The sequence below is a fragment of the Pseudomonas sp. IT-P74 genome (assembly GCF_949768175.1).
Taxonomy (GTDB): Bacteria; Pseudomonadota; Gammaproteobacteria; order Pseudomonadales; family Pseudomonadaceae; genus Aquipseudomonas.
The window spans coordinates 188933-213158 of record NZ_CATKQD010000088.1; the positions used below are offsets into that span (position 1 = coordinate 188933).

Sequence of the window (24226 nt, forward strand, 5' to 3'; positions counted from 1 at the left end):
AGTATAACTACAAGCGTGCTACATCCCCGGCACCTGCCAATAACAAAGAGTCCAGCCCTTTGAATCTGCTGCAACACATCGCCCAGTCTCGCCACCTGTTACGCAAGTCGGAGCTCAAGGTCGCCGACCACGTGCTGCTTGATCCTGCGGCCGTGATGCACAGTTCCATGGCCGACCTGGCCCACAGCGTGGGCATCAGTGAACCGACCATCGTGCGGTTTTGCCGTGCCATCGGTTGTTCCGGCTTTCAGGACCTGAAGCTGAAGCTGGCCCAGAGCCTGGCGGCAGGTGCGAGTTTCGGCCAGTTTGCGATTCACGAAGACGATTCGGTCGCCGACTACAGCCTGAAAATCTTCGACACCACCCTGCATACGCTGATGGAGGTTCGCGAGAAGCTCGATCCGCTGGAATTGCAGCGGGCGGTGACGCTGATGTCCCAGGCCCAGCGCGTCGAGTTCTACGGTTTCGGTGCCTCGGGTGCGGTCGCGGCGGACGCCCAGCACAAATTCTTCCGCTTGCTGCTCACCGCTGCGGCGTATTCCGACCCGCACATGCAGGCGATGTCGGCCGTGACGCTCAAGCCAACCGACGTGGCGATCTGCATTTCCCAGTCCGGGCGTTCCAAGGACCTGCTGATCACCGCTAACCTGGTGCGCGAAAGCGGCGCCTCGTTGATCACCCTGTGCCCGAGCCAGACGCCATTGGCCGAGCTGTCTACGGTCAATCTGGCGATCGATGTGCATGAAGACACTGAGATCTATACGCCGCTGACTTCGCGCATCGCTCACCTGGTGGTGATCGACGTGCTGGCGATGGGCGTGGCCATGGCCCGTGGCCCGAGCCTGGTCAACCACCTCAAGAGCGTCAAGCGCAGCCTGCGCAGCTTGCGGTTGTCACCCAAGTCGGTGAAAGCGCTGGACGACTGACGTCGTCGTAAGGTCGTTCCGACCTTAATCGCGAGCAGGCTCGCTCCCACCTTTGACCGCAATCTCCTGTGGGAGCGAGCTTGCTCGCGATGGCGGCCTCGAATACAGCGCAATTTTCATCAGTCTGTAACACCCAAGCCGCCAAACCGTCATCCCTCGCGCCTATCTTGAAACTCCCGTACTCGCCTTGGGAGACTCGAAATGGCCATGCCCTACGAAGAACGCAACAGCGCTGTCAAAACCCGTCGTCAGCAAGAAGATCAGCGCCGCATGGAATTCCGCCGCGCCATCGAAGATCGCTGCGAACGCCGTCAGCTTCTGGCCGAAATTGGCGACTTTCCGGAGTTGGAACTCAACTTCTGGCAGGCATCTCCCTCGGCGTCCCGTCGAAACGCTCAACCAGCGCGCTGATCTGAATCCGTTCGCTACGGATAAACGCCAGGAAGGCGTGAGCCACCGGTGACAGGCGTTTCGCCTTGGCCTGCACCAGGCACCAACTGCGAAACAGTGGCAGCTCTTCGACCGGTAGCTCGATCAGCCCACCGGTTGCCAGCTCAAGGCTCAGGGCGTGGCGCGTCAACAGCGCAACGCCCAGGCCTGCCAGTACGCATTCTCGCTGAGCCTCGGCAGACGAGACCTCCTGGGTCTGGTTGAAGTGCACGCGTTTCTCTTTGAAGTATTCTTCGCACGCCAGCCGCGTCCCTGAGCCCGGTTCACGCAACAGCAGTGTGTAGGGCTCGAGATCCTGCAAGCGCAACGGCCCCATATGACACAGCGGGTGATCCGGTGGCGCCACGGCGACGATCGGGTTGTTCAGGAACGGCAGGAATTCCAGGCCCATGTCCTGAGGCACCATGGACATGATCACCAGATCGTCGCGGTTGTCTGATAGACGCCGAATGACCTGACCGCGATTGACCACCGTCAGTTGCAGGTTCACTTCCGGGTGCTGGCGTTTGAACGCGGCAAACAGATGCGGCACGAAGTATTTGGCGCTGGATTCAATCGCCAGTTTCAGTTGCCCCTGCAACGAGCCCTGCATATCCGACAGCTGCATATCGAGGTTTTCCAGGCGCCCGAAAATATCCCGACTGGCCCGCTGTAACGCTTCAGCCGCCTCGGTCATGTAGAGTTTTTTGCCGACGTAATCGAACAAAGGCTGGCCAATCAGCTCTTCAAGTTGACGAATCTGTAGGCTGACGGCAGGTTGTGTGAGCGACATTTCCTCGGCCGCGCGACTGTAGGAGCGCAAATCACAGACCTCGTTGAAGATCTGCAATTGCCGCAAAGTCATACGCATCAATGACTTACGCATTATCTGGTCGCTTTCGTCGCTGGCTGGTGAATCAACTATAAGTCTTTACTTATGCACGACCCAATTTTTATTCATTTTTGTTAATCCCTTGTGGGCGCTAGTGTGGACCTGCGACCAAATTGAAACATTTGGTCACGCGTCGACCTGGGTCTAGCAGGTCGTGGGTACCACCGGCTCAAGGGAAACTCCAAGTGATAACAAAGATCCTGATCGCCAACCGTGGTGAGATTGCCGTACGAATCGTACGTGCCTGCGCCGAAATGGGCATTCGCTCGGTCGCGATCTATTCCGATGCCGACCGTCATGCCTTGCACGTCAAGCGTGCGGACGAGGCCCACAGCATTGGTGCCGAGCCACTGGCCGGCTACCTGAACCCGCGCAAGCTGGTGAACCTGGCGGTGGAAACCGGTTGCGATGCACTGCACCCCGGCTATGGCTTCCTTTCGGAAAACGCCGAGCTGGCGGAGATCTGCGCCGAACGCGGGATCAAATTCATCGGCCCTTCGGCTGAGGTCATTCGCCGCATGGGCGACAAGACCGAAGCTCGCCGCAGCATGATCAAGGCCGGCGTACCGGTAACCCCGGGCACCGAAGGCAACGTGTCAGGCATCGAAGAAGCCCTGACCGAAGGCGATCGCATCGGTTACCCGGTGATGCTCAAGGCCACTTCCGGTGGCGGCGGCCGCGGCATTCGTCGCTGCAACAGCCGTGAAGAACTTGAACAGGCTTTCCCGCGAGTGATTTCCGAAGCCACCAAGGCGTTCGGTTCGGCGGAAGTGTTCCTGGAAAAATGCATCGTCAACCCGAAGCATATCGAAGCGCAGATCCTCGGCGACAGCTTCGGCAACGTGGTGCACCTGTTCGAGCGTGACTGCTCGATCCAGCGTCGCAACCAGAAGCTGATCGAGATCGCTCCGAGCCCGCAACTGACCCCGGAACAGCGCGCCTACATCGGCGACCTGTCGGTGCGCGCAGCCAAGGCCGTGGGATACGAGAACGCCGGGACCGTGGAGTTCCTGCTCGCCGAGGGCGAGGTGTACTTCATGGAGATGAACACCCGGGTGCAGGTGGAACACACCATCACCGAAGAAATCACCGGCATCGACATCGTGCGTGAGCAGATCCGCATCGCGTCCGGCCTGCCGCTTTCGGTGAAACAGGAAGACATCCAGCACCGCGGTTTCGCGTTGCAGTTCCGGATCAACGCCGAAGACCCGAAAAACAACTTCCTGCCGAGCTTCGGCAAGATCACCCGTTACTACGCACCCGGCGGCCCCGGCGTACGTACCGACACGGCGATCTACACCGGTTACACCATCCCGCCGTACTACGACTCCATGTGCCTGAAACTGGTGGTGTGGGCGCTGACCTGGGAAGAGGCGATGGACCGTGGTTTGCGAGCCCTGGACGACATGCGTCTGCAAGGGGTCAAGACCACCGCCGCGTACTACCAGGAAATCCTGCGTAACCCGGAATTCCGTAGCGGCCAGTTCAACACCAGCTTCGTTGAAAGCCACCCTGAACTGACCAACTACTCGATCAAGCGCAAACCCGAAGAGCTGGCCCTGGCCATCGCCGCCGCCATCGCCGCCCACGCAGGCCTGTGAGGAATAGAACAATGAGCAAGCAAATCCACGTTACCGACACTATCCTGCGCGACGCCCACCAATCGCTGCTCGCCACCCGCATGCGCACCGAAGACATGCTGCCGATCTGCGACAAGCTCGACAAAGTCGGCTACTGGTCGCTGGAGTGCTGGGGCGGCGCGACGTTCGACGCCTGCGTACGTTTCCTGAAAGAAGATCCGTGGGAGCGCCTGCGCCAGTTGCGCGCCGCGCTGCCTAACACCCGCCTGCAGATGCTGCTGCGCGGCCAGAACCTGCTGGGCTACCGCCACTACAGCGACGACGTGGTCAAAGCCTTCGTCGCCAAGGCCGCGGTCAATGGCATCGACGTGTTCCGCATCTTCGACGCCATGAACGACGTGCGTAACCTGCGCGTGGCCATCGAAGCGGTGAAAGCTGCCGGCAAACATGCCCAAGGCACCATCGCCTACACCACCAGCCCGGTGCACACCATCGAGGCCTTCGTGAACCAGGCCAAGCAAATGGAGGCCATGGGCTGCGACTCGGTGGCGATCAAGGATATGGCCGGCCTGCTGACCCCGTACGCCACCGGCGAACTGGTCAAGGCTCTGAAAGCCGAGCAATCGCTGCCTGTGTTCATCCACTCCCACGACACCGCTGGCCTGGCCGCGATGTGCCAGATGAAGGCCATCGAAAACGGTGCCGACCACATTGACACTGCGATCTCCAGCTTCGCCTGGGGCACCAGCCATCCGGGCACCGAGTCGATGGTCGCCGCCCTGAAAGGCAGCGAGTTCGACACCGGCCTGAACCTGGAACTGCTGCAAGAGATCGGACTGTACTTCTACGCCGTGCGCAAGAAGTACCACCAGTTCGAAAGCGAATTCACCGCCGTTGACACCCGTGTTCAAGTCAACCAGGTACCGGGCGGGATGATTTCCAACCTGGCCAACCAGTTGAAAGAGCAGGGCGCACTGAACCGCATGAGCGAAGTGCTGGCCGAAATCCCGCGTGTTCGTGAAGACCTCGGCTTCCCGCCGCTGGTGACCCCGACTTCGCAGATCGTCGGCACCCAGGCGTTCTTCAACGTGCTGGCCGGCGAGCGCTACAAGACCATCACCAACGAAGTGAAGCTGTACCTGCAAGGCGGCTACGGCAAGGCGCCGGGTACCGTGAACGAACAACTGCGTCGCCAGGCCATTGGCAGCGAAGAAGTGATCGACGTTCGCCCGGCCGATTTGCTCAAGCCGGAAATGGCCAAGCTGCGTGCCGACATCGGCGCACTGGCCAAGTCCGAAGAAGACGTGCTGACCTTCGCCATGTTCCCGGACATCGGCCGCAAGTTCCTCGAAGAGCGCGCTGCGGGCACCCTGACACCTGAAGTACTGTTGCCGATTCCTGAAGCCGGCGGCGTCGCGTCTGTTGGTGGGGAAGGTGTGCCAACCGAGTTCGTCATCGACGTTCACGGCGAAACCTACCGGGTCGACATCACCGGCGTCGGCGTCAAGGCCGAAGGCAAGCGTCACTTCTACCTGTCCATCGACGGCATGCCGGAAGAAGTGGTCTTCGAACCGCTCAACGAATTCGTCGGCGGCGGTAGCAGCAAGCGCAAGCAAGCCTCTGCTCCGGGTCACGTCAGCACCACCATGCCGGGCAACATCGTCGATGTGCTGGTCAAGGAGGGCGACACCGTCAAGGCCGGCCAGGCTGTGTTGATCACCGAAGCGATGAAGATGGAAACCGAAGTCCAGGCTGCCATCGCCGGCAAAGTCACCGCCATTCACGTGGCCAAGGGCGACCGGGTGAACCCGGGCGAGATCCTGATCGAGATCGAAGGCTGATTTAACAGCCTCGATTCAACGCTTTAAACCTCGGGGGGGCATGTGCTCCCCTTTTTTTGCCTGAAATTCAAACCGCAGTCTTCGCCGAAGGCTGCGATTTTCTGGATTCAGGACTGTTGCGTTCTGCACTCCACCAACCCTTTAACCTGACCCGAAGCGGTCTGGTTCTCATCGCTCAGCCACTTCTCGAACCCCGCACCAATCGCCGGCCATTCCGAATCCAGAATCGAATACCACGCCGTGTCCCGGTTCTGCCCCTTGACCACCATGTGCTGGCGGAACACACCCTCAAAGCTGAAGCCCAGGCGCTCGGCCGCGTATTTGGAGCGGGCGTTGGCGTTGTTGCACTTCCATTCCAGGCGACGGTAGCCCAAGGCAAAGGACTCCTTGGCCAGCAGGTAAACAGCCTCGGTGCTTTTCGGCGAGCGCTGCATCGGGGCGCCGAAGGTGACGTGGCCGATTTCGATGCGGCCCTGGGCCGGGACGATGGACATCAGGCTGAGGATGCCTTGCACCTCACCGCTGGCGCGGTCGATTACGCTGAAAAAATACGGGTCGCTGTTGGCCGCGTGGTTGTTCAGCCAATCGTTGAAGACGCTGCGCTCCGGGAAGGGGCCGTAAGGCAGGTAGTCCCACAATTTCGGGTCGGCGCCGGGGCCTTGCAGGACTTTGTACAGGCCGTCGCCGTGGCGTGCAGGGTCGAGTTTTTCCAGGCGGATGTAACGCCCTTCGATCAGTTGAGCGGTGGGTGCCGGGACGCCTTTCCAGTCGGCGAGTGAAATCGACATGCTGTTCTCCTAGATGGCTTTGCGAAACTGGATGAAACCGGGGCGTTCGGCGATGCGCTCGTAGAGCTGGATCGCGGTGGCGTTGGTTTCGTGGGTCAGCCAGTGGACTTTGTTGCAATCGTCGGCCTTGGCCGTGGTGTAGACAAACTCGATCAGTTGCCGGCCGACACCGGTGCCTCGGGTTTGCGGGACTACCAGCAAGTCTTGCAGGTAGCAGGCGTTCTCGATGGCCCAGTTCGAACGATGGTAGATGAAATGCACCATGCCCACCGCTTTGCCGTCGGCCCAGGCGAGGGCGGCGTGAGTCGGTTCGCTCGGGTCGAGCATGCGCAGCCAGGTGCTTTGGGTGACGGCATCCGCCAGTTCGGTGTTGTAGAAGCGCAGGTAGGCTTGCCACAGTGGCAACCAGGCCGCGTGATCACCGGCGGTGACTTGGCGAATGTCGATCTGACTCATGGTGATTTCCTTAGCGCATCAATTGGGCGAGGGTTTGATCGTTGACGTCAGGGCTGGCTGCCAGGCCTTCGCGCACGCCGGCGATGTCGGCGGGGCTACGGTTCTGGCTGAGCTTGCGCTTGCCTTCCAGGCGGTCGATGGGAATGGCGAAACCGACGATGGCCTTGAGCATGCCGTCGATGTAATCGGCGGGGGCATCGGCCACTGACCACGGTTTGGCGCGGCCAGCTTCATGACGGTCGGTGAGGGTGCTGACGATGTCGAGCAGCCGCCCGCCATCACTGAAGGTTTCGGCTCGGCCATAGGCGTGTACGGCGACGTAGTTCCAGGTTGGCACGACTTTGCCGTGTTCGGCCTTGCTCGGGTAGAAGCCGGGGCTGACGTAGGCGTCGGCACCGGCAAAAATGAGCAGGGCTTCGGCGCCGTCGCGCAGGTCTTTCCACTGTGGATTGGCTTTGGCCAGATGCCCGTACAACGTGCCGTTCGAGCCTTGTTCGCAATGCAGCAGCACTGGCACATGACTGGCTTGCAGGCCGCTTTCGCCGTGGGTCACCAAAATGGCGAGACGGGTGGCGAGGATCAGTTCATGCAGTTGGGACAACTCGTCGATGGCAAAAGCGCGCGGCGTGTACATAGAGATATTTTCCTTGGCGAATGCCTGCATCCTAGGCAGGCTATTGGTCTGTTGTAAGAGCCATTAACGACCAATTTCATGGGTCCATTGCGATGACTAGCGAACCACTGTCCCTGACCTTCAACCCTGCGGGTATCGAACTTGATCGTCGGCAAGGGCTGAGTCGTCAGCTCTACCAGGCATTGCGCACGCGTGTTTTGGACGGGCGACTGGCCAGCGGTACGCGTCTGCCTGCCAGTCGTGATCTGGCCGCCGCGCTGGCGATTTCCCGCAACAGCGTGGTGCGCGCCTACGATCAGCTGTACGCCGAAGGGTTTATCGAAGGGCGAGTGGGCGACGGGACTTATGTCGCGAAATTGCCCCAGACAACCTTGCCGGCAAAAAAATTATCCACAAAAGTATCCACAGGGTTTTCAACAGGGTTACCCACAACCTTATCCACAAAATGGCTCGATTTACCTGTTGATTTATCCAGCAAAGTTATCCACAGCGGTGCACTGACTCGCGTTGAAAAGAACCATTTACCCATGCCGCCCAGCGGTCCGCCCAGGGCTTTTCGGGTCGGTGTTCCGGCGTTCGATCTGTTTCCGTTCGAGGTTTGGGCCAAGCTGAATGCGGCTTTCTGGCGCAAACCGGATTTGCAGCAACTGTGCTACGGCGACCCGGCAGGTGATACGCGCTTGCGCGGGATGATCGCGGCGTACCTGCGCAGCTCGCGGGGCATGCAATGCACGGCTGAACAAATTCTGATCACCAGTGGCGCGCAGCAGGGAATAAGCCTTTGTGCACAGTTGCTGGTGGAGCCCGGTGACGGGGTGGCGATTGAAAATCCGGGGTATCGGGCGGCTGGACATGCGTTCGCCGTGGCGGGGGCGCGACTGCACGGGGTGGCAGTGGACAGCGAGGGCATCAATTGCAGCGAACTGGCAGGGCTCGATGATTGCCGGCTGACCTACGTCACGCCGTCCCACCAGTATCCCACCGGCGTGGTCATGAGCCTGGCGCGGCGCCTGGAGTTGCTGGCCTGGGCCGAGCGCACCCAAGGCTGGATCGTCGAGGATGATTACGATGGCGAGTACCGCTACAGCGGTGCGCCATTGGCGCCTTTGGCCGCGCTCGATCGTCACGGGCGGGTGTTGTATGTCGGCACGTTCGGCAAGGTCGCGTTTCCGGCTTTGCGTCTCGGTTATCTGGTGCTGCCGCCGGGGCTGGTGCAGGCCTTTGCGCAACGACGTGCGGTGGACGTGCGGCATTCTGAAGTCAGCACCCAGGCGGTGATGGCCGAGTTCATGGCAGCCGGGCATTTTCAGCGGCACATAAGACGCATGCGGCGTGCGGCGCTGAGTCGGCGCAATACCTTGCTCAATGGTTGGCCGCTGGATATTCCAGGCATCGGCAAACTGCCCACCGTCGCCGCGGGACTGCATATGACCGTACCGGTCGACAGCGTGGCCCGCGAACGCGAGCTGATAGAGTTGGCGAACAGTGTCGATGTCGAGGTCAACGGCTTGAGCAGTTACTGGCTGCCGGAATCCGTGACTCCGATGGATCAACGTGCGGGACTGGTACTGGGCTTTGCCGCCGTACCTGAAAAGGCGATCGAGTCTGCATTGGAGCGGTTGCGCAGGGTGTGGCAGGTGCTCTGAAGCGGGCGGTCTGTTCATTCCAATCGCGAGGGTGCATCAGTGTGCGGTTGGCGGTAAGTAAATATCGTGGGCAAAAAAAGACCTGCGCGAACGCAGGTCCTGATGACAGCTGGATAGCGGTGGGTTTCAGGTCCCGGACTTGATCTTGGTCCAGGCCCGGGTCCGTGCACGTTCGGCATCACGCGGCAGCGGTTGCAGGGTGTAGAGCGTGCCCATCGCCGCATCGGTCGGATACAGGTTGGGGTTGTTGCGGATCGCCGGGTCGACCAGTTCCGTGGCGTCCTTGTTCGGGTTCGGGTAACCGACAAAGTCGCTGACCGGTGCAATTACTTGCGGCTGCAGCAGGTAGTTGATGAAGGTGTAGGCGTCTTCGGGGTTTTTCGCCCCCTTCGGAATCGCCAGCATGTCGAACCAGATCGGCGCGCCTTCCTTCGGCAAACGCATGTCGACGACCACACCGTTCTTGGCTTCCTTGGCGCGGTTGGCGGCTTGCGAGAAGCTGCCGGAGTAACCGACCGCGACGCAGATGTCACCGTTGGCGATATCGGCCATGTACTTGGACGAGTGGAAGTAGGTGATGTACGGGCGGATCTTCATCAGCAGTGCTTCAGCCTTGGCGTAGTCCGCAGGCTTCTTGCTGTTGGGGTCCAGGCCGAGGTGTTGCAGGGCCAGTGGCAGGATCTCTGAGGGTGAGTCGAGCAGGGCGACGCCGCACTGCTTGAGCTTGCTGATGTTCTCTTCCTTGAAGATCAGGTCCCAGCTGTCTACCGACGCGTCGGCGCCCAGGGCGGCCTTGACCTTGTCCGGGTTGAAGCCGATCAGGATGGTCCCGTACATGTACGGCACAGCGAACTTGTTGCCCGGATCGTTGGCTTCGATCAATTTCATCAGCTTGGGATCGAGGTGGTTCCAGTTCGGCAGCTTGCTGCGGTCCAGAGGCTGGAATACTCCGGCTTCGATTTGCTTGGCGAGGAACACGTTGGACGGCACCACCACGTCGTAGCCGGAGTTGCCGGTCAACAGCTTGGCTTCCAGTGCTTCGTTGGTGTCGAAGATGTCATAGACCAGTTTGGTCTGGGAGTTCTGGGCCTTGAAGTCTTCCAGGGCCTTGGGGGTGATGTAGTCGAACCAGTTGTAGACGCGCAACGTTCGCTCTTCGGCGTGGGCGGCAACGCTGAGCACCGAGGCACACAGCGTCGGCACGATGAAACGCTTAAGACTTTTCATTTTTCTACTTCCTCAACAAGCGCTTTCAAAACCTTCGAGAACGTTCACGGCATTGATGCCGATTTCTTCGACGGCATAACCGCCTTCCATCACGAACAGCGTCGGTACGCCGAGGCCGGCGATGCGCTTGCCCATGGCCAGGTAGTCCGGACTGTCGAGCTTGAATTGCGAGATCGGATCGTCCTTGAAGGTATCGACGCCCAGGGACACGACGATGATGTCGGCGCCGTAGCTTTCGATCTCTTTGCAGGCTTGTTCCAGCGCTGCGCTCCAGGTGTCCCAGCCTGAGCCTGCGGCCAGCGGGTAGTTGAAGTTGAACCCTTCGCCAGCGCCTTCGCCGTGCTCATCTTCATAGCCGAGGAAGAACGGGAACTCGGCTTCCGGATGACCGTGGATAGAGGTGAACAGCACGTCGCTGCGCTCATAGAAAATCGACTGGGTGCCGTTGCCGTGGTGGTAGTCGACGTCGAGGATCGCGACCTTTTTGTGGCCTTGATCGAGGAACGCCTGGGCGGCGATGGCGGCGTTGTTGAGGTAGCAATAACCCCCCATCAAATCGCTGGCGGCGTGGTGTCCCGGTGGACGGCACAGGGCGAAAGCAGAACGGGCTCCACGCTGGATTTCCGCTTGGGCGGTGAGCGCGACTTGCGCTGCGCTGTACGCCGCCTGCCAAGTGCCGGCGGTGATCGGGGCGCCGCCGTCGAAGCTGTAATAACCGAGTTGGCCGTGCAGACTGGTCGGTTTGATCGGACGCAAGCTACGTGCAGGCCAGGTGTAAGGCAGCAGGTCACCGTCGGTGTTGAATTCGGTCCAGCGTGCCCAGGCACCCTTGAAGAAATCGAGGTAGTCGCGGCTGTGGATGCGCGCGATGGGCCCCAGGCCGAAATCCTTGGGTGCTTCGACAGGGCCAAGGTTTTGGTTCTGCACGCGTTGCAGCACATGATCGGCGCGCGATGGCATCTCGAAGCACGGCTTGAGCTGCCCGTCTATCAATTCGCAACGGCCGTGGTGCAGGTGGTGATCGTCCGAGTAGATCGTCAGCATTTCTTGTTCTCCGCAGGGCTGATTCGGTTGCCCCAGTGTTGCGGCGCACGGCGAATCGGAGAACGGCGGGAAAGGCCAAAAAGGGATCGATATGGCCAAAACATTTGACCGAAATTCGCCCCTTGCTCCCACAGAATTATCCGTGTGGCCGGAATTGGCTGGGCGCCACACCACTCCAGCGCACAAACGCATGGCGAAAACTCGCGGTCTCGCTGAAGCCCAATGCTTCGGCAATCTGATAGATCGGCAGTTGATCCTCGCACAGCATTTGCTTGGCCTGCTCGAAGCGCAGTTCGTCGAGCAGTTCCTGGTAGCTGCAACCCATGTCCTTGAGATGGCGGCGCAAGGTCCGCGCCGAACAGTTCATTTGCTCGGCCAGCCCTTCCAGCCCGGGTGCGGCATTCAATTGCGCGCTGAGCAATTGGCGGATCCGCCCCAGCCAGGCCTGTCGCCCGGTGAACTCGATGTTCTGTTTGCGGCAGCGTTCGGCGATGGCTTGATGGGTGATGACATCGGCCAGCGGCAGTGGCTGGTCGAGCCAGCGCTTGTCGAAGGCGAAAGCGTTGTTCCGTGCGCCGAAGTGCACCGGGCAGTTGAAGTGCTCGGCGTAGGTCGCTTCGTAATCGGGCGCGGCATGTTCGAAGCGTGCGCCGAGCAAGGGCAGAGGGTGGCCGAGCAGGTCATCGCAGGTGACTTTCAGCGACACCAGGCAGAACTCGGCATTGAACACCGCCATGGCCGGGCTCTCGCGATAATCGGCGGCGGCGAACCAGATGCGCTCGCCATCGTCTTCCAGGCTCAGTTCGAAAAGTGTTCCCAGCAGCGCCGGATAGCGTATCGCCAGACGCAAAGCGTCACCGAAGGTGGCACTGGTGAGCAGGGCGTAACCGAGCATGCCATAGCAGGAAACGTGCATCCGTCGGCCCAGTTCCAGGCCAATGTCACGCTTGAGGGCAACGGCGTTGGCGCAGACCTGCATTTCCTGGTTGGTGGTGATGCGCGTGTCGGCACGGTTCAGATCCGCCGCACTGATGCCGCTTCCGGCCAGCAGCGCTTCGCTGGACAAGCCTTGTGCCTTGAAGGCATCGAGTACCAGGGAGACCGCGTTGAGCGTGGTGAGGTGGGAGTGGAGCATGAGGACTTCCAGCCTGGGGATGGCTGGAGCGCAGCAAGTTGTATGCCGGGTGATGTCCCTGTGGGAGCGAGCCTGCTCGCGATGACGGTGGATCAGTCACATCAATGTGAATGGTAGACCGCTATCGCGAGCAGGCTCGCTCCTACAAGGGGGCTCAGCTCAGCTCGCCGCACAGGTCGAGTTCGACGAGCCGACGGACTTCATCCGTATCAAGCCCTGTACCCAACAACCCATGCAACTTGCCGAACGCTGCTTCACGGGTCATGCCGCCACCGGACAATACGCCCACACCGCGCAAACGACTGCCGGCTTCATAGACGTCCAGTTCAACCCCGCCTTCGTGGCATTGCGTGACCGCTACCACGACCACGCCTTTGTCCCGCGCATGGCCAAGGCTGGCGAGAAACCCGGGGTTGTCGCTCGGGCCGGTGCCGCTGCCGTAGCACTCCAGCACCAGGCCCTGAATGCCGCTGTCGAGCAAACCATCCAGCACCTCGGCGCTGATGCCGGGGAAGAGCGGCAGCACCGCGACGTTCGTCAATTGTTTGGGCTGGTTGTAATTCAACTGTGTTGGCAGCGAAGGCACTTTCACTCCACCGCCCTGACGCTCCAGGCGCTTGAAAGGATGCCGACCAAAACTGCGCACCTTCGCGCAGCGGGTCGGGTCCAGCAGTTCGCCATGGAAGTACAGATGCACACCCGGCGCCAGGCCCTGGCCCAGTGCGACCAGCGCGCCGCCGAGGTTTTCCCAGGCATCGCTATCGGTGACGCCGGCCGGCAGCATCGAGCCGGTGAAGCATACGCGGGCGTGCAGGCCCAACAATTGAAAACTCATGGCGGCCGCGCTGTAGGCCAGGGTGTCGGTACCATGCAGGATCAGCACGCTGTCGCAGCCTTGAACATCCACCGCATCGACCACCGCTTCACGCAACTGCTGCCAGTACGTCGGGGTCATGTTGGCGCTGTCGATCAGCGGCGACATCTCGCGAAAGCGCCATTGCGGCACAACCAGCTCGGGCTGGCTGTGCAGGTAGTCGCGCATTCGCGCTTCGAAACCGGACGCCGGGGCCAGGCCGTTGGCGCTGGCCTGCATGCCGATGGTGCCGCCGGTGTAGAGCACCATGACGTGTTGGGCGGCAGGATAGGTCGAGGAATTCATGGGAATCTCCGAAATCGATGACTTCCTTGTGGGAGCGAGCCTGCTCGCGATAGCGGTGTGTCAGTCGACATCAATATTGAATGTCAGTCCGCATTCGCGAGCAGGCTCGCTCCCACATGGGATTTCCGCACTTTAACCGATCAGTGTTGCGCTGCGGTCGCGGCCTTTAGCGTCGCTTCAGCCTGAGCGGCTGGCGGATTGGCCGGCCATGCCTGGCGATCCAGATCCAGATCCGGGAATTTGCTCGAATCGAATACCGGTGTGGTGATGCCAGCGGCGCGCTGGTCATCGTAGTCACGCAGGATGCGCATGCCGACCTTGAACAGCAGGAACAGCGCGATCAGGTTGACGAACGCGAGCATGGTCATGGTGATGTCGGCGAAGGCAAATACGGTGCCGAGGTTTTCGATGGCGCCCCAGAAAATCAACACCAGTACCAGCGCGCGATAGCCCATCAGCGCCTTGCGGTTTTCACCGATCAAAAAGCGCAGGTTGTTCTCGCCCAGGTAGTAGTTGTAGAGGATCGAGGTGAACACGAACAACGCCAGGGCCACGGAGATGAACATCCGGCCCCAGTCACCGACCACGGCGGCCAGGGAGTTCTGGGTCAGGGCAATGCCGTCGCCCTCGAAGCCCGGGGTGTAGAAGCCGGAGAGCAGGATCAGCAGCGCGGTGCAGGTGCAGATCACGAAGGTATCGAGGAACACGCTGAACGCCTGAACCACACCTTGTGCCACCGGGTGCTCGACCGCCGCGACCGCCGCCACGTTCGGCGCACTGCCCAGGCCTGCTTCGTTGGCGAACACGCCACGCTTCACGCCCATGACAATGGCGCTGCCGATCAGGCCGCCGAAGGCCTGGTCCAGACCGAAGGCGCTCTTGACGATGGTCATCAGCATGCCCGGCACATGGTCGAACTGCAGCACGATCACGTAGAGGGTCACGCCGATGTACACCAGGGTTTTCACCGGCACCAACAAGTCGGCGACCTTGGCGATGCGCTTGATCCCGCCGATGAACACCAGGCCCAAAAGCACAGCCAGACCGATACCGGTGTAAGTGGTGTCGAGGCCGAACGCGTTGTTCAGCGAGTGCGTCACGGCGTGGGCTTGCAGGCCGTTGAAGGCGAAGCCGAACGTCACCAGCAGCAGGAATGCCATCAGCATGCCCAACCAGCGTTTTTGCAGGCCGTGCTGGATGTAATAGGACGGGCCACCACGGAACTGGCCTTCGGAGTCGCAGCGCTTGTAGAGCTGGCCGAGGGAGCATTCGAAGAAGCTGCTGGACATGCCGACCAGTGCGGTCACCCACATCCAGAACACGGCGCCGGGGCCACCGAGGGTCACGGCAATGCCGACACCGGCGATGTTGCCCGCACCGACGCGGCCGGCGAGGCTGAGCATCAGGGCCTGGAACGAACTCAGTTGTCCGGCGCTGCTTTTGAGGCTGTCGCGGAACACCGCGAACATGTGGAAGAAGTGACGCAATTGAACGAAACGCGAGCGGATCGTGAAGTAGCTACCGAGCCCGACAATGAGCACGATCAGTACTTTCCCTGAGAGGAAGTCGTTGATGACTTCGAGCATGGATTATTCCTCGCTGTTTTTTGTGTAGGCAAATGCTGGCCGGATAGACACATCGAGTTACATCCCTTGGCGCACGGCACAATGGGCGGTTCGACGTTCGTCCCGGTTTCATATCGCGGGTTTGTTATTAGTTCGGGTTTCGCATGGGTTGTGGCCTCGCTACCGACGACCGCTCACACGAAGAGGGGCGGCACTATACCGATGACAGTGCCGTCCGTCTGCACGGTTGTGGTCCATTCGGTGAAGCGAAGCCTTTGAAACACCCGACGTTACCGGCGCCGGGCTCCTGTAGGAGCGAGCTCGCTCGCGAAAAACTCAAGGGCGCCGTTGGCCATCAGGTTTACGCGTTATCGTTAAACATCTTCGCGAGCAAGCTCGCTCCTACAAAACAGTTAAAAAAAAGGGCCTGGGGACTAAATCCCCAAGCCCTCAAAAGGTGAGAGGTGTCTAGTCCCTCGACCTGGTGAGCGGTGCTACAAGTAACGCGTCGGGTTATGCCTTCAGAGGCACCAGGCGCGGAGCAATCATGTTTTCCGGGCGCAGGATGTCGGCAAGCATGGCTTCGTCGAGCAGACCTTCTTCGCGCACCAGTTCCAGCACGCCGCGGCCGCTTTCAAGGGCGATGCCGGCGATGCGGGTGGCATTCTTGTAGCCGATGTACGGGTTCAGTGCGGTGACCAGGCCGATCGAGTGCTCGACCAGTTCGCGGCAGCGGGCTTCGTTGGCGGTGATGCCGACGATGCAGTGCTCGCGCAGCATGTCCATGGCGCGTTGCAGCAGGCGGATCGAGTCGAAGATCTTGAAGGCGATCAGCGGCTCCATCACGTTCAGTTGCAGCTGGCCGCCTTCGGCCGCGATGGTCAGGGCCAGGTCGTTACCGATGATCTGGAACGCCACCTGGTTGACCGCTTCCGGAATTACCGGGTTGACTTTGCCTGGCATGATCGAACTGCCTGGCTGCCGTGCCGGCAGGTTGATCTCGTTGATGCCGGTACGCGGGCCGCTGGACAGCAGGCGCAGATCGTTACAAATTTTCGACAGTTTGACCGCGGTACGCTTGAGCATGCCGGAGAACAACACGAAGGCGCCCATGTCGGAGGTGGCTTCGATCAGGTCGGCGGCCGGTACCAGCGGTTGGCCGCTGATCACTGCCAGACGCTGAACAGCCAGAGCCTGATAACGCGGGTCGGCGTTGATACCGGTACCGATCGCGGTGCCGCCCAGGTTCACTTCAGTCAGCAGTTCCGGGGCCAGCGTCTTCAGGCGGGCCAGGTCTTCGCCCATGGTGGTGGCGAACGCACGGAATTCCTGACCCAGGGTCATCGGCACGGCGTCTTGCAGTTGGGTACGACCCATCTTCAGGACGTGGTTGAATTCTTCACCCTTGGCCGCGAGCGCCTGAATCAGGCTGTCGAGGCTGGCGAGCAGGGCGTCGTGACCCAGCAACAGACCCAGACGGATTGCCGTTGGATACGCGTCGTTGGTCGACTGCGCCATGTTCACGTCGTCGTTCGGGTGCAGGTACTGGTACTCGCCTTTCTGGTGACCCATGGCCTCCAGCGCGATGTTGGCGATGACTTCGTTGGCATTCATGTTGGTCGAAGTGCCAGCGCCGCCTTGAATCATGTCCACCACGAACTCTTCGTGGAAGTCGCCGCGGATCAAACGTGCACAGGCTTCGCTGATGGCGGCGTGCTTGGCTTCGCTCAGGTGACCCAGCTCACGGTTGGCGTCAGCAGCGGCCTGTTTAACCATGGCCAGACCGACAACCAGTTTCGGGTAGTGCGAAATCGGAACGCCCGAAAGGCGGAAGTTATTCACCGCTCGCAGGGTCTGGATACCGTAATACGCTTGAGCCGGTACTTCGAGGGCGCCAAGCAGGTCATTTTCTGTGCGGAATGATGCAGCGGAGGACATGATAGAAATCATCTCAATATGAACCCGGTCTGTGCCGGAACGCTGCGAATGCTAGGCCTGTGGAGAATTTTGGGCCAATGCTGTTAAACACTAGGCTATGCATATTCGGCATAATGCCCGTGTGACGCTGGCTTGATGGCGAACGTGTGACCTAAATTGGTGCGTGTCCGGGAGGACGTGATGAATCTGGAAAGCAAATGGCTGGAGGACTTCAGTGCCTTGGCCGCCACCCGCAGTTTCTCCCAGGCCGCCGAGCGGCGCTTCGTGACGCAGCCCGCGTTCAGCCGGCGAATCCGCAGCCTGGAGGCGGCGTTGGGGCTGACCCTGGTCAACCGTTCACGCACGCCGGTGGAGCTGACGGCGGCAGGGCAATTGTTTCTGGTTACCGCACGCACCGTGGTCGAGCAACTGGGCGAAGTGCTGCGCCATCTACATCACCTGGAAGGCGGGCAGGGTGAAGTGATGCAGGTCGCTGCCGCGCACTCCCTGGCGCTCGGTTTCTTTCCGCGCTGGATCGCGCAGTTACGCAACGAAGGCCTGAACATCGCCACGCGGCTGGTGGCGACCAACGTCGGTGACGCGGTGCATGCGTTGCGCGAAGGCGGCTGCGATCTGATGCTGGCGTTCTACGACCCGGACGCCGCCATGCAGATGGACCCGGAAATCTTCCCTTCGTTGCACCTTGGCCACACCGAGATGCTGCCGGTCTGCGCAGCCGACGCCGACGGCAAACCGCTGTTCGATCTGGAAGGCGAAGGCAGCGTGCCGCTACTGGCGTACAGCGCCGGTGCGTTTCTCGGCCGTTCGGTGAACATGCTGCTTCGTCAACGGGCGCTACGCTTCACCACCATCTACGAAACCGCCATGGCCGACAGCCTGAAAAGCATGGCCCTGGAAGGCCTGGGCATCGCCTGGGTGCCGCAACTGAGTGTGCGTGCCGAGCTGGCGCGAGGTGAGCTGGTGGTCTGCGGCGGGCCGCAGTGGCATGTGCCGCTGGAGATTCGTCTGTACCGCTGTGCGCTGGTGCGCAAGGCCAACGTGCGGTTGTTGTGGCGCAAGCTGGAGGGTGGGGCGGCGGGCTCAAGTAGCTGAAGGAGAGTAAAGAGTGAAAGCCATTTCTGTTTTCACTCTTTGCCGTGATTCAAAGCGTCTCAAGCGTACTCTTCGAGATAATTACGGATGTTTTCCCTGTTTTTGTCGCTGAAGCGCTTGGCGTCCCCCCTGAGCGCGGAAAAACCTGTACCCGGCGCCATGATGGTTTCGTCCCACCAGCCGTTGTAATAAACCTCATAGTCCTCATGTGTTGCACCGAACATGTGACCCGCTTCATGGGCGGGAGTCTGGTTGCCGCGAATAGATGAAATTGCACAATAGCCCTTGGGGCTGGCAATTCCGGCAGTAGAGCTGTTGAGGTTGTCGCGTGTCAGCAGAAGGAACTTTCGAGTGTGATCGTCGTAGCTGCCATAGGTGTAGGTCATTTTTTGTTCCTCGACTTTTAGATACCAGTCATGAAGCGCTTGTTCAGGCGTATCAATTTTATAAGAGTGGTCACTAAGCGTTGGCGCATCTGAGGGAGGTATGAAGATGATCGCAAATGGCCGTCCGGATAGTGTTTCGAATTCCTCTGATAGCCAGTTGAAGTGGTTCTCATAAAGTTCATTGGTCTTGTAGTCAGAAAGGTCTTTGTGGATGAAAACAAGTAGCAACAATGGACGTGGCATTGAAGAGCCTCCAAGAGGCTTTGGCCTCAGCGGTTGATATGCCGAAGGAAGTGTTATTCAGAATCAATCGGCTTGATTGAGGTAGCGACGGATGTTCTCCTCGTTTGTTTTGCTGAAGCGGAACGCAATAGGTCCATCTGCAGTAGCGTACATGGTAGATTTAGCGGGGCCATAGTAAGTAGAGACACTTTCTTCGGCATCTTCATGGTTCGCATTGAACATATGACCAATCTCGTGAGCGGCGGTGACTTTATATGTAGTCGAAGCGACTCCTGCAATACCCGGGGCATAGGCAACTCCCAAGGTTTTATCGTTGATGTCGTCACGCGTTAATAGCAAAAATTTGTGAAGGTAGTCATCGGGCTGGAGTGACTCGACGTACTCCAGGATTTTATCCTGTAGTGTATTTAACAGATTGGCCAGGTCCTCGGTTTTATAGTCGAGGTTGCTTATAAATGGGGCATCTGATGGGGGGACAAATGTGACGTCCATTGTACGGGCAGAAATCCGTGCAATTGTATCTGCTATCCAGTCAAAATGATCGAGGTAGAGCTTGTCTTCGTTGTAGCCGGTCAGGTCTTCATGGACGAAGACGGTCAACATGATTTGACGTTTTGGCATGGTAGTTCTCTTGAAAGTTTAAGTGGTGATGGCTTTTTTTGTTTTGCTGTTCGGTAATTGAGCTCCTTTCAAGGTGCGCTCAATATTGATAGGCATTCAGCTTTTGCTGGTTGGTATGTATGCCTGGATTTAAATAGGCTTGCGATGATTAAATTAGCGGTGCTGTGATGTATTTTCGAGTGAACGTTTATTTCTTTCTATTGCGCAGTGCTGACTATTATAAGACGTGGGTTTAAGATCTTTTAGAAATGTGGAAAGTTGCGCGTTCGGCTGGCTGAATCGTCTTCTTCCAGAGGAGGTATGTCGGCTGACCTTTGAGTCAATAAATACGCCGCTTTGAGGTGAATGACAGATGGTCGCAACAGGGGCTGTTTATCTGCCTCATTGAGGTATACTGCGCGGCCTTCGGCCGGTTACGACCGGCCATAATTCGTACAATCAAGCCACGCATCCTGCGTGGCTTGTTGTTTTTTGACGCGCCTGCGGGCGCCCAGAGAGAAGAGGCACGACGATGAGTGCACTGGTTGGCGTGATCATGGGCTCCAAGTCCGATTGGTCCACCCTTAGCCACACCGCCGATATGCTGGAAAAGCTCGGCATCCCCTACGAGGTGAAAGTGGTTTCTGCCCACCGCACCCCGGACCTGCTGTTCCAGTACGCCGAAGAAGCCGAGGCGCGTGGCATCGAGGTGATCATCGCCGGTGCCGGTGGCGCGGCCCACTTGCCTGGCATGTGTGCGGCCAAGACCCACCTGCCGGTGCTGGGCGTACCCGTACAATCGGCAATGCTGTCAGGTGTTGATTCGCTGCTTTCCATTGTGCAGATGCCAGCAGGCATTCCGGTCGCCACCCTGGCCATCGGCAAGGCGGGCGCGATCAACGCAGCGCTGCTGTCGGCGAGTATCCTTGGCGCCAAGCACCCGCAGTTCCACGCGGTGCTGAAAACCTTCCGTGCTGAGCAGACAGACAGCGTCCTGGAAAATCCAGACCCACGCATCGCCTGAGGTTGTTGACGATGAAGATCGGTGTAATCGGTGGCGGCCAGTTGGGTCGCATGTTGGCGCTGGCGGGCACTCCGCTGGGCATGAACTTCGCTTTCCTGGACCCGGCGCCGGATGCTTGCGCAGCCGCTTTGGGCGAACACCTGCGGGCCGATTACGGCGATCAGGATCACCTGCGTCAGCTGGCCGATGAAGTCGATCTGGTGACCTTCGAGTTCGAAAGCGTGCCGGCCGAGACCGTGGCTTTCCTGTCGCAATTCGTCCCGGTCTATCCGAGTGCCGAAGCGCTGCGCATCGCCCGCGATCGCTGGTTCGAGAAGAGCATGTTCAAGGACCTGGGGATTCCTACCCCGGCGTTCGCCGACATTCAGTCTCAGGCTGATCTCGACGCCGCCGTGGCTTCCATCGGTCTGCCGGCGGTGCTGAAGACCCGTACCCTGGGTTATGACGGCAAGGGCCAGAAAGTCCTGCGCACCCCTGAAGATGTGGTTGGCACCTTTGCCGAACTGGGCAGCGTGGCCTGCCTGCTGGAAGGTTTCGTGCCGTTCACCGGTGAAGTTTCGCTGATCGCCGTGCGTGCCCGCGACGGTGAGACCCGGTTCTATCCGCTGGTGCACAACACCCACGAAAGCGGCATCCTCAAACTGTCCGTGGCCAGTACCGATCACCCGTTGCAAGCCTTGGCCGAAGACTACTCCAGCCGTGTGCTCAAGCAGCTGGATTACGTCGGCGTGATGGCGTTCGAGTTCTTTGAAGTCGACGGTGGCCTCAAAGCCAACGAAATCGCCCCACGGGTGCACAACTCGGGGCACTGGACCACCGAAGGCGCCGAGTGCAGCCAGTTCGAAAACCACCTGCGAGCCGTTGCCGGTCTGCCGTTGGGCTCGACCGCCAAGGTCGGCGAAAGCGCGATGCTCAACTTCATCGGCAAGGTGCCGGACACCGAGAAGGTCGTGGCTATCGCCGATTGCCATCTGCATCACTACGGCAAGGCCTTCAAGGTCGGCCGCAAGGTCGGTCACGCCAACCTGCGATGCGCGGATCGCGAAACGCTCACCGCGCAGATCCTCAAGGTCGAAGCGCTGATCGCCGAATAGTTTCATGTGGCAGCGGCGGAACCATTCAGGGACCGCCGTTCTCTCATGGCAGGATGCCAAAGTCTGACTAGGCTTTGGCTAGGACTCAGCCAATTCAATCAGAGGGAAATGCCATGGGAATCATCGGAACCATCTTTATCGGCTTGATTGTCGGCCTGCTGGCGCGGTTTCTGAAACCGGGCGATGACAGCATGGGCTGGATCATGACCATCCTGCTCGGTATCGGCGGTTCGCTGGCGGCCACTTACGGCGGTCAAGCTCTGGGCATCTATCAGGCTGGCCAAGGCGCAGGCTTCATCGGTGCGCTGGTGGGCGCCGTTGTGTTGCTGGTGATCTACGGACTGGTCAAAAAGAACTGATCCAGGCGACAAGCCCTCTCCGCCAAACCGGCCGGGAGGGCTAGAATGCTTGGTGTTCCCTGTTCTTCCCTTTACCGAGCACCTTCATGCGCCGTCTTTTACTGACTCTTGTTTTACTGGGTTCGGGCTTTGCCCATGCCGGCGAATTGCCGGAAACCGATTGGCTCGAATTGATGCCCAAGTCGGACCAGAAGGCCCTCGAGGCCATGCCTGAAATCGACCACAACTCCCCTGAAGCCAACGGCACTTTCACCGACAAGGGTGGGATGAAGCAGGCCAAAGGCTTGCCAGCGGTGATGTATTCGACCAAGACCGTTGCGTCGATGAACGACAAGAACATCCGCATTGGCGGGTACCCCGTGCCGCTGGAGTCCGATGCCAAGGGCCGCAGTACGTTGTTCTTCCTGGTGCCGTATCCGGGCGCGTGCATCCATGTGCCACCGCCGCCGCCCAACCAGTTGGTGCTGGTGCGCTATCCAAAGGGCCTCAAGTTGAACGATATCTACTCGCCGCTGTGGGTCACCGGCACGCTGAAAGTCGAGAAGGTCAGCAATGACCTGGCCGATGCGGCGTATGCGCTGGATGCGCAGAAGGTACGTGTGGTGGAAGAGTCGGATCTGTAAGGAGATCCAAATGTGGGAGCGAGCCTGCTCGCGATAGCGGCCTGACAGCCAACGATGATGTTGGATGTGGTGACCTCATCGCGAGCAAGCTCGCTCCCACATTGGTTTTGTGGTGTTGCTTAGAGTGGCTTGCTACCGATGCTCACACCCAGGGTGTGGCTCGCCCCTGGTTTCAGTTTCACCACATCGTCCATCACGTTCGCCGTCTCGATGCATAGCATGCGCTGCCAGCCATCGTCGGCCATGTCGCTGAACGCGGCGGCGCGGTCGATCCACGGGTTCCAGATCACCGCCGTACGTGATCCGCTGCTGGTCAGTTCGATGCGTCGCTCCCAGGTCGGGTCGACGATGCTCAACAGTGGCGGGGCATCGAGATAGATGCGATCGGTCTCCCCAATAAAGCGCAGATCACCGAGTTGTTGCCTGGTTTTCCAGTCTTCCAGGGTTTCGATGTAGCTCAAGCCATCCACGCCTTCGACATGCACCTCGCGCACATCGCTGACGGCAAAATAGCTGTGCAGCGCCTGGCTGATGCTGACGGTTTCAGCGCCCCGGTTGTGGCTGATCAGATGGATGTGCAATTGCTCGTCGAGGCGAATGCTCAGCGTCAGATCCACCTGGTGCGGCCAGCCGGGAAAGCCGCCTTCGGGGTAGGGCAGGAGGAATTCGACCTTCAGGCTTTCGCCTTCGGCTTCGATGCCGCCCAGCTCCCAATCCATCGCTCGCACGAAGCCGTGAGCCGACGGCGCTTCATTGCTGGTGCGCATCGCCTGAACGCTTTGCGGGTTGCGCGCAAAGTTGCCGAACCACGGCCAGCACACCGGCACGCCGGCGCGAATGCTCTTGCCGGTCTTGAACACAGCCTCGTCGTTGAGCCAGATCAGCGGCGGCTGTCCGGCCAATTGATAGCTGAGGATGTGCGCGCCTTGCTGGGCCACCAGTAATTCGGCCTGACCGTGGCGAATACGCCAGCAGTTCAGTTCATCCAGTTTTACGGCTTCAACATTGGGCGTGCTCATGGGACAGCTCTCGATCAGTAACGTGGACGACTATCGACCGCAAAACGGCTACCAGGTTTAGAAGCTCTTTCAGCGAGCCCGAGGCGGAACCGAACGGGTGCGGCCGCTGCCGTCGATGGCAACGAACACAAACACCGCTTCGGTCACTTTACGCCACTCGCTGGACAGTGGATCGTCGCTCCAGACCTCGACCATCATCTTGATCGAGCTGCGGCCGATTTCCAGGGCCTGGGTATAAAAGGAGAGCTGAGCGCCCACCGCCACTGGAACCAGAAAGGCCATGCGGTCGATTGCAACAGTGGCAACGCGCCCGCCGGCGACCTTGCTGGCCATCGCGGTGCCCGCCAAATCCATCTGCGCCACCAGCCAGCCGCCGAAAATATCGCCAAAGCCGTTGGTTTCGCGAGGAAGCGCGGTGATTTGCAGGGCCAGGTCGCCTTGCGGGATCGGATCTTCTTGTTCGAGCTCTATCATTCCGGGGGTGCCTCTGACCCGTGACTCTTCGTTGGTATTGCTGGTGGTAGCC

At 59.8% G+C, this 24226-nt stretch carries 24 protein-coding genes; 10 read left to right on the top strand and 14 right to left on the bottom strand.

Annotation, left to right across the window (positions count from 1 at the left end; translation table 11 throughout):
• The first annotated feature begins 59 nt into the window (after positions 1–59).
• Both hexR and ACM6J5_RS26865 read left to right on the top strand, forming a co-directional pair.
• Positions 60–926 carry a transcriptional regulator HexR gene (gene hexR, locus ACM6J5_RS26860; protein ID WP_007954250.1) on the top strand — a complete coding sequence of 289 codons (867 nt, stop codon included), beginning with the start codon at positions 60–62 and terminating at the stop codon, positions 924–926.
• 201 nt (positions 927–1127) lie between these two features.
• Positions 1128–1337: a PA3496 family putative envelope integrity protein gene (locus ACM6J5_RS26865; protein ID WP_046038865.1), complete on the top strand. Its 210-nt coding sequence runs from the start codon at positions 1128–1130 to the stop codon at positions 1335–1337.
• Here the strand turns inward: ACM6J5_RS26865 and ACM6J5_RS26870 are convergent.
• Positions 1279–2241 carry a LysR family transcriptional regulator gene (locus ACM6J5_RS26870; protein WP_150671917.1) on the bottom strand — a complete coding sequence of 321 codons (963 nt, stop codon included), beginning with the start codon at positions 2239–2241 and terminating at the stop codon, positions 1279–1281. The genes ACM6J5_RS26865 and ACM6J5_RS26870 overlap by 59 nt on opposite strands.
• Positions 2242–2432: 191 nt before the next feature.
• Here ACM6J5_RS26870 and ACM6J5_RS26875 point away from each other — a divergent pair, with 191 nt between their 5' ends.
• Both ACM6J5_RS26875 and oadA read left to right on the top strand, forming a co-directional pair.
• The gene (locus ACM6J5_RS26875; protein WP_046038868.1) at positions 2433–3848 is read left to right on the top strand and encodes an acetyl-CoA carboxylase biotin carboxylase subunit; all 1416 of its coding nucleotides are present in this window, start codon (positions 2433–2435) and stop codon (positions 3846–3848) included.
• A gap of 11 nt (positions 3849–3859) precedes the next feature.
• The gene (gene oadA / locus ACM6J5_RS26880) at positions 3860–5668 is read left to right on the top strand and encodes a sodium-extruding oxaloacetate decarboxylase subunit alpha (protein WP_414929663.1); all 1809 of its coding nucleotides are present in this window, start codon (positions 3860–3862) and stop codon (positions 5666–5668) included.
• Positions 5669–5775: 107 nt separating this feature from the next.
• Here oadA and ACM6J5_RS26885 read toward each other — a convergent pair whose 3' ends face one another.
• The 3 genes from ACM6J5_RS26885 to ACM6J5_RS26895 are packed head-to-tail and all read right to left on the bottom strand — an operon-like array spanning position 5776 to position 7546.
• A complete protein-coding gene (locus ACM6J5_RS26885) occupies positions 5776–6456 on the bottom strand; it encodes a GNAT family N-acetyltransferase (protein WP_095943440.1) in 681 nt (226 codons plus the stop codon).
• A 9-nt stretch (positions 6457–6465) separates the two neighbouring features.
• Positions 6466–6912 carry a GNAT family N-acetyltransferase gene (locus ACM6J5_RS26890; RefSeq protein WP_414929664.1) on the bottom strand — a complete coding sequence of 149 codons (447 nt, stop codon included), beginning with the start codon at positions 6910–6912 and terminating at the stop codon, positions 6466–6468.
• 10 nt (positions 6913–6922) lie between these two features.
• The gene (locus tag ACM6J5_RS26895; RefSeq protein ID WP_150671920.1) at positions 6923–7546 is read right to left on the bottom strand and encodes an FMN-binding negative transcriptional regulator; all 624 of its coding nucleotides are present in this window, start codon (positions 7544–7546) and stop codon (positions 6923–6925) included.
• Between the two features lie 92 nt (positions 7547–7638).
• Between ACM6J5_RS26895 and ACM6J5_RS26900 the strand changes: the two genes are divergently transcribed.
• Positions 7639–9192, top strand: a complete 1554-nt coding sequence (locus ACM6J5_RS26900) for a PLP-dependent aminotransferase family protein (RefSeq protein WP_414929665.1) — start codon at positions 7639–7641, stop codon at positions 9190–9192.
• Positions 9193–9318: 126 nt separating this feature from the next.
• On the opposite strand, the gene ACM6J5_RS26905 is transcribed toward ACM6J5_RS26900, so the two are convergent.
• The 6 genes from ACM6J5_RS26905 to ACM6J5_RS26930 all read right to left on the bottom strand — a co-directional run bounded on the left by ACM6J5_RS26905 (position 9319) and on the right by ACM6J5_RS26930 (position 17260).
• Positions 9319–10419, bottom strand: coding sequence for a polyamine ABC transporter substrate-binding protein (locus ACM6J5_RS26905; RefSeq protein WP_414929666.1), 1101 nt, complete (start codon positions 10417–10419; stop codon positions 9319–9321).
• A gap of 12 nt (positions 10420–10431) precedes the next feature.
• Positions 10432–11463 (bottom strand): histone deacetylase family protein, encoded by a 1032-nt coding sequence (locus ACM6J5_RS26910; protein WP_414929667.1) that lies wholly within the window; start codon positions 11461–11463, stop codon positions 10432–10434.
• A 136-nt stretch (positions 11464–11599) separates the two neighbouring features.
• Positions 11600–12598 (bottom strand): AraC family transcriptional regulator, encoded by a 999-nt coding sequence (locus tag ACM6J5_RS26915; protein WP_095943434.1) that lies wholly within the window; start codon positions 12596–12598, stop codon positions 11600–11602.
• Positions 12599–12752: 154 nt separating this feature from the next.
• Positions 12753–13757 carry an asparaginase gene (locus ACM6J5_RS26920; RefSeq protein WP_095943433.1) on the bottom strand — a complete coding sequence of 335 codons (1005 nt, stop codon included), beginning with the start codon at positions 13755–13757 and terminating at the stop codon, positions 12753–12755.
• A 140-nt stretch (positions 13758–13897) separates the two neighbouring features.
• A complete protein-coding gene (locus tag ACM6J5_RS26925; RefSeq protein ID WP_095943432.1) occupies positions 13898–15343 on the bottom strand; it encodes an alanine/glycine:cation symporter family protein in 1446 nt (481 codons plus the stop codon).
• A gap of 492 nt (positions 15344–15835) precedes the next feature.
• Positions 15836–17260, bottom strand: coding sequence for an aspartate ammonia-lyase (locus ACM6J5_RS26930; RefSeq protein WP_414929668.1), 1425 nt, complete (start codon positions 17258–17260; stop codon positions 15836–15838).
• 180 nt (positions 17261–17440) lie between these two features.
• On the opposite strand from ACM6J5_RS26930, the gene ACM6J5_RS26935 reads away from it, so the two are divergent.
• Positions 17441–18352: a LysR substrate-binding domain-containing protein gene (locus tag ACM6J5_RS26935; protein WP_095943430.1), complete on the top strand. Its 912-nt coding sequence runs from the start codon at positions 17441–17443 to the stop codon at positions 18350–18352.
• Between the two features lie 59 nt (positions 18353–18411).
• Here ACM6J5_RS26935 and ACM6J5_RS26940 read toward each other — a convergent pair whose 3' ends face one another.
• Together ACM6J5_RS26940 and ACM6J5_RS26945 are read right to left on the bottom strand one after the other, a co-directional pair.
• Positions 18412–18981, bottom strand: a complete 570-nt coding sequence (locus tag ACM6J5_RS26940; protein ID WP_095943429.1) for a hypothetical protein — start codon at positions 18979–18981, stop codon at positions 18412–18414.
• Positions 18982–19044: 63 nt separating this feature from the next.
• A complete protein-coding gene (locus tag ACM6J5_RS26945; RefSeq protein ID WP_095943428.1) occupies positions 19045–19602 on the bottom strand; it encodes a reprolysin-like metallopeptidase in 558 nt (185 codons plus the stop codon).
• 511 nt (positions 19603–20113) lie between these two features.
• Between ACM6J5_RS26945 and purE the strand changes: the two genes are divergently transcribed.
• The 4 genes from purE (at position 20114) to ACM6J5_RS26965 (ending at position 22681) form a co-directional block, all read left to right on the top strand.
• The gene (purE, locus tag ACM6J5_RS26950) at positions 20114–20605 is read left to right on the top strand and encodes a 5-(carboxyamino)imidazole ribonucleotide mutase (RefSeq protein ID WP_007971731.1); all 492 of its coding nucleotides are present in this window, start codon (positions 20114–20116) and stop codon (positions 20603–20605) included.
• Between the two features lie 11 nt (positions 20606–20616).
• A complete protein-coding gene (locus ACM6J5_RS26955; RefSeq protein WP_414929669.1) occupies positions 20617–21699 on the top strand; it encodes a 5-(carboxyamino)imidazole ribonucleotide synthase in 1083 nt (360 codons plus the stop codon).
• 113 nt (positions 21700–21812) lie between these two features.
• Positions 21813–22058 carry a GlsB/YeaQ/YmgE family stress response membrane protein gene (locus tag ACM6J5_RS26960; protein ID WP_007928514.1) on the top strand — a complete coding sequence of 82 codons (246 nt, stop codon included), beginning with the start codon at positions 21813–21815 and terminating at the stop codon, positions 22056–22058.
• A gap of 86 nt (positions 22059–22144) precedes the next feature.
• Entirely contained in the window at positions 22145–22681 is a 537-nt protein-coding gene (locus tag ACM6J5_RS26965; protein ID WP_095943426.1) for a DUF3299 domain-containing protein, read from the top strand.
• Between the two features lie 119 nt (positions 22682–22800).
• Here ACM6J5_RS26965 and ACM6J5_RS26970 read toward each other — a convergent pair whose 3' ends face one another.
• Both ACM6J5_RS26970 and ACM6J5_RS26975 read right to left on the bottom strand, forming a co-directional pair.
• Positions 22801–23700: a D-hexose-6-phosphate mutarotase gene (locus tag ACM6J5_RS26970; RefSeq protein ID WP_414929670.1), complete on the bottom strand. Its 900-nt coding sequence runs from the start codon at positions 23698–23700 to the stop codon at positions 22801–22803.
• Positions 23701–23769: 69 nt separating this feature from the next.
• Complete coding sequence (locus ACM6J5_RS26975) at positions 23770–24174, bottom strand: acyl-CoA thioesterase (RefSeq protein WP_007942704.1); 405 nt, start codon at positions 24172–24174, stop codon at positions 23770–23772.
• Between the last annotated feature and the right edge of the window lie 52 nt (positions 24175–24226).

Excerpts from the sequence above, each read along its gene's own strand:
- ACM6J5_RS26900 (WP_414929665.1), top strand. The coding sequence starts at position 7,639 with ATGACTAGCGAACCACTGTCCCTGACCTTCAACCCTGCGGGTATCGAA.
- ACM6J5_RS26865 (WP_046038865.1), top strand. The coding sequence starts at position 1,128 with ATGGCCATGCCCTACGAAGAACGCAACAGCGCTGTCAAAACCCGTCGT.
- ACM6J5_RS26885 (WP_095943440.1), bottom strand. The coding sequence starts at position 6,456 with ATGTCGATTTCACTCGCCGACTGGAAAGGCGTCCCGGCACCCACCGCT.
- ACM6J5_RS26960 (WP_007928514.1), top strand. The coding sequence starts at position 21,813 with ATGGGAATCATCGGAACCATCTTTATCGGCTTGATTGTCGGCCTGCTG.
- ACM6J5_RS26915 (WP_095943434.1), bottom strand. The coding sequence starts at position 12,598 with ATGCTCCACTCCCACCTCACCACGCTCAACGCGGTCTCCCTGGTACTC.
- ACM6J5_RS26895 (WP_150671920.1), bottom strand. The coding sequence starts at position 7,546 with ATGTACACGCCGCGCGCTTTTGCCATCGACGAGTTGTCCCAACTGCAT.
- ACM6J5_RS26935 (WP_095943430.1), top strand. The coding sequence starts at position 17,441 with ATGAATCTGGAAAGCAAATGGCTGGAGGACTTCAGTGCCTTGGCCGCC.
- ACM6J5_RS26910 (WP_414929667.1), bottom strand. The coding sequence starts at position 11,463 with ATGCTGACGATCTACTCGGACGATCACCACCTGCACCACGGCCGTTGC.
- ACM6J5_RS26870 (WP_150671917.1), bottom strand. The coding sequence starts at position 2,241 with ATGCGTAAGTCATTGATGCGTATGACTTTGCGGCAATTGCAGATCTTC.
- ACM6J5_RS26905 (WP_414929666.1), bottom strand. The coding sequence starts at position 10,419 with ATGAAAAGTCTTAAGCGTTTCATCGTGCCGACGCTGTGTGCCTCGGTG.
- purE (WP_007971731.1), top strand. The coding sequence starts at position 20,114 with ATGAGTGCACTGGTTGGCGTGATCATGGGCTCCAAGTCCGATTGGTCC.
- ACM6J5_RS26890 (WP_414929664.1), bottom strand. The coding sequence starts at position 6,912 with ATGAGTCAGATCGACATTCGCCAAGTCACCGCCGGTGATCACGCGGCC.
- ACM6J5_RS26955 (WP_414929669.1), top strand. The coding sequence starts at position 20,617 with ATGAAGATCGGTGTAATCGGTGGCGGCCAGTTGGGTCGCATGTTGGCG.
- ACM6J5_RS26930 (WP_414929668.1), bottom strand. The coding sequence starts at position 17,260 with ATGTCCTCCGCTGCATCATTCCGCACAGAAAATGACCTGCTTGGCGCC.
- oadA (WP_414929663.1), top strand. The coding sequence starts at position 3,860 with ATGAGCAAGCAAATCCACGTTACCGACACTATCCTGCGCGACGCCCAC.
- ACM6J5_RS26925 (WP_095943432.1), bottom strand. The coding sequence starts at position 15,343 with ATGCTCGAAGTCATCAACGACTTCCTCTCAGGGAAAGTACTGATCGTG.
- ACM6J5_RS26970 (WP_414929670.1), bottom strand. The coding sequence starts at position 23,700 with ATGAGCACGCCCAATGTTGAAGCCGTAAAACTGGATGAACTGAACTGC.
- ACM6J5_RS26940 (WP_095943429.1), bottom strand. The coding sequence starts at position 18,981 with ATGCCACGTCCATTGTTGCTACTTGTTTTCATCCACAAAGACCTTTCT.
- ACM6J5_RS26975 (WP_007942704.1), bottom strand. The coding sequence starts at position 24,174 with ATGATAGAGCTCGAACAAGAAGATCCGATCCCGCAAGGCGACCTGGCC.
- ACM6J5_RS26920 (WP_095943433.1), bottom strand. The coding sequence starts at position 13,757 with ATGAATTCCTCGACCTATCCTGCCGCCCAACACGTCATGGTGCTCTAC.
- ACM6J5_RS26945 (WP_095943428.1), bottom strand. The coding sequence starts at position 19,602 with ATGCCAAAACGTCAAATCATGTTGACCGTCTTCGTCCATGAAGACCTG.
- ACM6J5_RS26965 (WP_095943426.1), top strand. The coding sequence starts at position 22,145 with ATGCGCCGTCTTTTACTGACTCTTGTTTTACTGGGTTCGGGCTTTGCC.